This is a genomic window from Serratia sp. (in: enterobacteria) (assembly GCF_046715635.1).
Taxonomy (GTDB): domain Bacteria; phylum Pseudomonadota; class Gammaproteobacteria; order Enterobacterales; family Enterobacteriaceae; genus Chania.
The window spans coordinates 1-5,886 of sequence record NZ_JBKJYW010000011.1 but is presented as its reverse complement, the minus strand read 5'-3'; the positions used below and the strand labels follow the sequence as shown (position 1 = coordinate 5,886).

The window sequence follows — 5,886 nt, the reverse complement described above, 5'->3', positions numbered from 1 at the left end:
ACCCCATCATTATGAGTGATGTGCTCTAACCAACTGAGCTACGTAGCCATCTTTTTTCGCGCAACCTTCATCGGCGTTGCGGGGCGCATTATGCGTATATGGTCGTTTTGCGTCAACAAGTTTTTTCCCGAAAAAGCGACTGGAGGTGTTGTTTGACTGGCTTGTGAACAGGTTGCCGATAAAAACATCAATTAACGTGGTTAATGGTTGAAAACATCCACAAAAAAGCGGGCCATCAGGCCCGCCGAAGGTAAAACGGTGACGGTTTACTTATAGGCTGACTGGTGTACGCCTACGGCACGGCCTGACGGGTCGTCCATCTTTTTGAAGGATTCGTCCCATTCAATGGCTTTTGCCGACGAGCAGGCTACAGAAGGGCCGCCAGGAACACATTCCGCTGCGCTTGGCAGTGGGAACAGCTCTTCGAAAATCTCGCGGTACAGGTAGCCTTCTTTGCTGTTTGGCGTGTTGTACGGGAAGCGGAAACGTGCGGTTTCAAGCTGTTGATCGCTAATTTGCTTGGCAGCGACTTCTTTTAGCGTATCGATCCAGCTGTAGCCGACACCGTCGGAGAACTGCTCTTTCTGGCGCCAGGCCACGCTAGCTGGCAAATAAGACTCGAAGCATTGGCGAATAATGTGCTTTTCCATCTTGCCGTTGCCGCACATTTTATCCTGCGGGTTGATGCGCATCGCCACGTCCAGGAAGTTTTTATCCAGGAACGGCACGCGGGCTTCTACACCCCAGGCAGACATTGCTTTGTTGGCACGAGCACAGTCGTACATATGCAGTGCCAGCAGTTTACGCACGGTTTCCTCGTGGAATTCTTTGGCATTTGGCGCCTTATGGAAGTACAGGTAGCCGCCGAACACCTCATCCGCCCCTTCACCAGACAGCACCATTTTGATGCCCATTGCCTTGATCTTGCGTGACATCAGATACATTGGCGTGGAGGCGCGGATGGTGGTGACGTCGTAGGTTTCGATGTGGTAGATCACATCGCGGATGGCATCCAGGCCTTCCTGCACCGTGAAGTGGATTTCATGGTGGACGGTGCCAAGGTGGTTAGCCACCTCTTTAGCCGCACGCAGATCCGGGGAACCTTCCAGCCCGACGGCGAAGGAGTGCAGTTGCGGCCACCAGGCTTCACTGCGCTCATCATCTTCTACCCGGCGCGCGGCATATTTTTTGGTGATGGCAGAAATCACCGAGGAATCCAGCCCACCGGAGAGCAACACGCCGTAAGGCACATCGGACATCAGGTGGCTTTTTACCGATTCTTCCAGCGCGTTGCGCAGGGCGTTGGCATCGGTGACGTTGTCTTTGACGTTGTCATAGTCGAACCAATCACGCTGGTAGTATTCGCGGATTTCACCGTCCTGGCTCCACAGGTAGCTGCCTGCCGGGAACTCTTTAATGCTGCGGCAGACCGGCACCAGCGCCTTCATCTCAGAAGCGACATACAGGTTGCCGTGCTCATCGTGCCCCATATACAGCGGGATGATACCGAGATGGTCGCGGCCAATCAGGTAAGCGTCTTTTTCTGTGTCGTATAGGGCAAAGGCGAACATACCTTGCAGGTCGTCCAGGAAGTTCGGGCCTTTTTCCTGATACAGCGCCAGGATCACTTCGCAGTCGGAGCCGGTCTGGAATTGATAATGCTCACCCAACTGCTGACGCAGGGCCTGATGGTTATAAATTTCACCGTTAACCGCCAATACGTGGGTGTGCGCAGCGTTATACAGCGGTTGTGCACCGTTATTCACATCAACAATCGACAGGCGCTCGTGAACCAGAATGGCTTTATCGCTGGCGTAGACTCCGGACCAGTCTGGGCCGCGATGGCGCATCAGGCGGGACAGTTCCAACGCTCTTTTGCGCAATTCCACCGGATCGGACTTCAGATCGAGCACACCGAAAATAGAACACATACAAACTCTCCTAACGACATTTTATGGCGGTGATGTGATGTACAGCGCGCCTGCATGTAAAGTCAACGGTGCGGCTTTGCTGCCTTCTGATAATGAAAATGCGTCAAAAGTTGAGGTATATGCAAGTGATTTAACGTTACGCTGAAAAATAGTCTTGGGGTGGGGTGTTAAAATTAGCGGATGTTCACTTTTAGGCGGTAAAAATTGTCGAATATGTAATTTATTGCCGAGTGAGGTGAGTGCGGGATAAATTTTCAGGCGTTTCGATGATCGATGCTTCCCCTCACCCCAACCCTCTCCCACAAGGAGAGGGAGCTAGCGCAGAGTCGTTGTCACGTGCAGAAGTTTAATCTGCAATAAGGGGGATGTTGAAGGCGAACCTTTGCTACTGCGGGAAGAACGACGAAACATCAGCGAACTGGATCGGTCACCACAGGGAGAGGGAGCTGTCCGGAGATCTTGATTAGCTTGTGCGACTTCGGAAAGTAGGGTGTAAGAACAAGAAAGGTAAGGTATTACGCCAAGCGATCAACGAACTCGATCGGTCCCCTCTCCCTGTGGGAGAGGGTTAGGGTTAGGGGCCATGACTTGGGGCTTAAAAAATAGTGATATCCGCCACGGATGGGAAGATATAGCTCGGGCGGAACGGCATGGATTCAACATCGTTCAGGTTTGAGACGCCGGACAGCACCAGCACGGTTTCCAACCCGGCCTGGAAGCCAGCCAGGATATCGGTGCGCAGGTTGTCCCCGACAATCACCGTCTCTTCCGAATGTCCCTGCATCTTGTTCAGCGCGGCGCGGATAATCCACGGGCTAGGCTTGCCGACATAAAACGGCTTACGGCCGGTGATTTTCTCGATAGGAGCACACAGCGCCCCACAGGCGGGAGTGAAACCATGGCCATGGGTATCCGGGTTGGTGGCGATAAAGCGCGCCCCGTTGTTCACAAAGAAGGCCGCTTTATGCATCATGTCCCAGTTGTAGGAACGGGTTTCGCCCACGATCACGAAATCCGGGTTGATATCGGTGATGGTAAAGCCGGCTTTGTAGAGCTCGTGGATCAGTGCGCCTTCGCCCACCACATAGGCTTTTTTACCTTCCTGGCGGCGCAGGAAATCGGCCGTCGCCATCGCTGAGGTATAAAACGCGCTTTCTGGCACGTCCAGGCCGGCGGCGGCAAAGCGGTTGGCCAGATCCTGGGCGGTTTGCGAAGGGTAGTTGGTTAGCACCACCAACGGCATTCCCTGCTCCTGAATACGAGCCAGGAACAGATCGGCACCAGGGATCGGGGTATTGTCATGCAGCAGCACGCCGTCGATGTCACATATCACGTTTTTGATAGTCATTGATGCGGGGTCTCATGATAAACGGCAGGGCAAAAAGCCAGAAATGCATCCCTGCCAAACAGGCAGTTTAACTTTCTAGCAGCCGTTGGAGAAGTACACCGTTGAGCATTGCCCGTTTAGCCAGGGCAAAAGCACCGATCGCTGAACGATGATTGAGTTCGGAAGTGACCACCGGCAGGTTTCTGCGGAAATCCTTCAGCACCTGAGTGTTGATGCAGCTTTGGATGGCGGGTAACAGCACTTTGTCCGCTTCGGTGATTTCACCGGCGATCACCACTTTTTGCGGGTTAAACAGGTTGATGGCGATGGCTACCGCTTTGCCCAGATAGCGGCCAACGTGTTCGATCACTTCGCTGGCCAGCAAATCTCCGCGATTGGCGGCTTTGCAGATGGCGGCAATGCTACAGTCGTCCAGCGTCATTTTGCTGGGGTAGCCCTGAGTCAGCAGATGACGTACGCGCTGTTCAATAGCGGCATTGGCCGCCACGGTTTCCAGGCAGCCGAAGTTACCGCAGTGGCAGCGCTCGCCGAGGGGATCGATTTGAATATGACCAATCTCCCCCACGTTGCCGTTATTGCCAAGGAAGATTTGGCCGTTGACGATGATCCCGGCACCGGTGCCCCGGTGCAGGCGCACCAGAATGGAGTCTTCACAATCCCGGGTCGCCCCGAAATAGTGTTCCGCCAAGGCCAGGCTACGGATATCGTGGCCGACAAAGCTGGTGACGTTGAAGCGTTGCTGAAGATGATCGACCAAGGCCCAGTTATCGACGCTGATGTGCGGCATATAGCGCACCACGCCCAAAGCCGGATCGACCAGGCCAGGCAGGATCACGGCAATGGCGATCAGTTCGCGCAGTTTGCGCTGGTAGCTTTCGATAAACTGCGCAATGGCGTTGAGCAGTGCGTTTTCCAGTGTCTCCTGGGTGCGTTCCGGCAGAGGGTAGTGCTCCTCTCCAAGCGACTTACCGCCCATATCATACAGAGTGATGGTGGCATCATGACGGCCCAGGCGGACGGCAACGGTGTGGAAATTGCGGGTTTCACTGACAATGGAAATGGCACGGCGGCCACCGGTGGAGGCTTGCTGATCGACCTCTTTGATCAGCCCGCGCTCCAACAGTTGGCGAGTAATTTTAGTGACGCTGGCGGGGGCAAGCTGACTGAGTTCGGCAATCTGAATGCGCGAGATCGGGCCTTGCTGGTCGATCAGGCGATACACTGCCGCGCCGTTAAGTTGCTTAACTAAATCAACATTCCCTATTTGTGCTTGTCCGCCAGTGCTCATCAATAATTTTACTCGCTGTTCATGGATTAAACCTCGTTGCCGTTAACGAGGGTCTTGGTGATTTGGTAATCACGGGTAAATGCGGTCAGGTTGGCGACCTTGCCGGCTTCGATAGTGCCTAAACGCTGTTCGACACCGATAGCACGAGCCGGATAGAGCGTCGCCATACGCAGCGCTTCGTCCAGTGCGATACCGACATGCTCTACGCTGTTTTGCACCGCTTCGATCATGGTCAGTGCGGAACCGCTCAGAGTGCCGTTTTCGTCAACGCACAGGCCATCACGATAATAAATGGTTTTACCCGCGAAGATAAACTGATCGATATCTGCGCCTGCTGGTGCAGTCGCATCGGTAACCAGCACCAATTTATCACCTTTTACCCGCTTGGCGTTACGGATACTCGCCCAGGCAACGTGGTGCCCATCGGCAATGATGCCGGTATACACTTCTGGCGTGTCGAAGATTGCGCCCATCAGGCCCGGCTCGCGGCCGCTGATGTACGGCATGGCATTGTACAGATGGGTGGCGAAGGTAATGCCAGCGGCGAAACCAACGCGTGCCTGATCGTAAGTGGCGTTGGAGTGGCCTGCGGACACCACGATACCGGCGTCGCTCAGCTGTTTGATAAAGTGTGGTTCCACCATTTCTGGCGCCAGGGTCACTTTGCTGATCACGTCGGCATTGGCACACAGGTAGTCGATCATCTCGCGGGTAGGCTTGCGGATAAACGCCGGGTTGTGGGTGCCTTTCTTCTCCAGGCTCAGGTACGGCCCTTCCAGATGCAGGCCAAGGGCCTGATTGGGATGGTTGTTCAGATAAGCGCGCATCACGTTGATGCCGTGCTTCATGTAATCGTCGCTGCAGGTGATCAGCGTTGGCAGATAGCTGGTACAGCCGGATTTCTCGTTGGCGCGCTGCATGATTTCCAGCGTGGTTTCCGAGATGGCTTCCAGTGAGTCGTTAAATTGTACGCCGCCACAGCCGTTAAGCTGCACGTCGATAAAACCGGGGGCTAGGATGGCGCCACCCAGATCGCGCGTTTCGATACCCGCTGGCAGCTCGGCCAGTGGGCAGACTCGTTCAATCAGGCCATCAGCAATCACTACCGCATGGTCATCAAGCACGTCGTGGCCGGTAAAAATCCGGCATTGGGTTAAAGCGAACATGTAGCCCCCTGCAAAAAATTAAAGACTATTAACGCTTTCCGCTTCCAACTCGCGGAAATACTTAACGGTTTTCACCTTCAGTTCCATGGTGGACGGTTCGTCACAAACCACCACGGCTTTGGCATGCAGCTGCAGGCAGCTAATGGTCCACAG

At 54.5% G+C, this 5,886-nt stretch carries 4 protein-coding genes and 1 pseudogene; all 5 read right to left on the bottom strand.

Going from position 1 to position 5,886, the window contains the following annotated elements; all coding sequences use genetic code 11:
* Positions 1 to 266 precede the first annotated feature (266 nt).
* Positions 267 to 1,931, bottom strand: coding sequence for an asparagine synthase B (asnB, locus tag ACLQ7H_RS00530; RefSeq protein ID WP_411750987.1), 1,665 nt, complete (start codon positions 1,929 to 1,931; stop codon positions 267 to 269).
* A gap of 595 nt (positions 1,932 to 2,526) precedes the next feature.
* A complete protein-coding gene (locus ACLQ7H_RS00525; protein WP_024483189.1) occupies positions 2,527 to 3,279 on the bottom strand; it encodes an HAD-IIA family hydrolase in 753 nt (250 codons plus the stop codon).
* Positions 3,280 to 3,346: 67 nt separating this feature from the next.
* Positions 3,347 to 4,567: a DNA-binding transcriptional regulator NagC gene (gene nagC / locus ACLQ7H_RS00520; RefSeq protein ID WP_411750986.1), complete on the bottom strand. Its 1,221-nt coding sequence runs from the start codon at positions 4,565 to 4,567 to the stop codon at positions 3,347 to 3,349.
* A 26-nt stretch (positions 4,568 to 4,593) separates the two neighbouring features.
* Positions 4,594 to 5,733, bottom strand: a complete 1,140-nt coding sequence (nagA, locus tag ACLQ7H_RS00515) for an N-acetylglucosamine-6-phosphate deacetylase (RefSeq protein ID WP_411750985.1) — start codon at positions 5,731 to 5,733, stop codon at positions 4,594 to 4,596.
* A gap of 18 nt (positions 5,734 to 5,751) precedes the next feature.
* Positions 5,752 to 5,886, bottom strand: a pseudogene (nagB, locus tag ACLQ7H_RS00510) (glucosamine-6-phosphate deaminase); the annotation flags it as partial.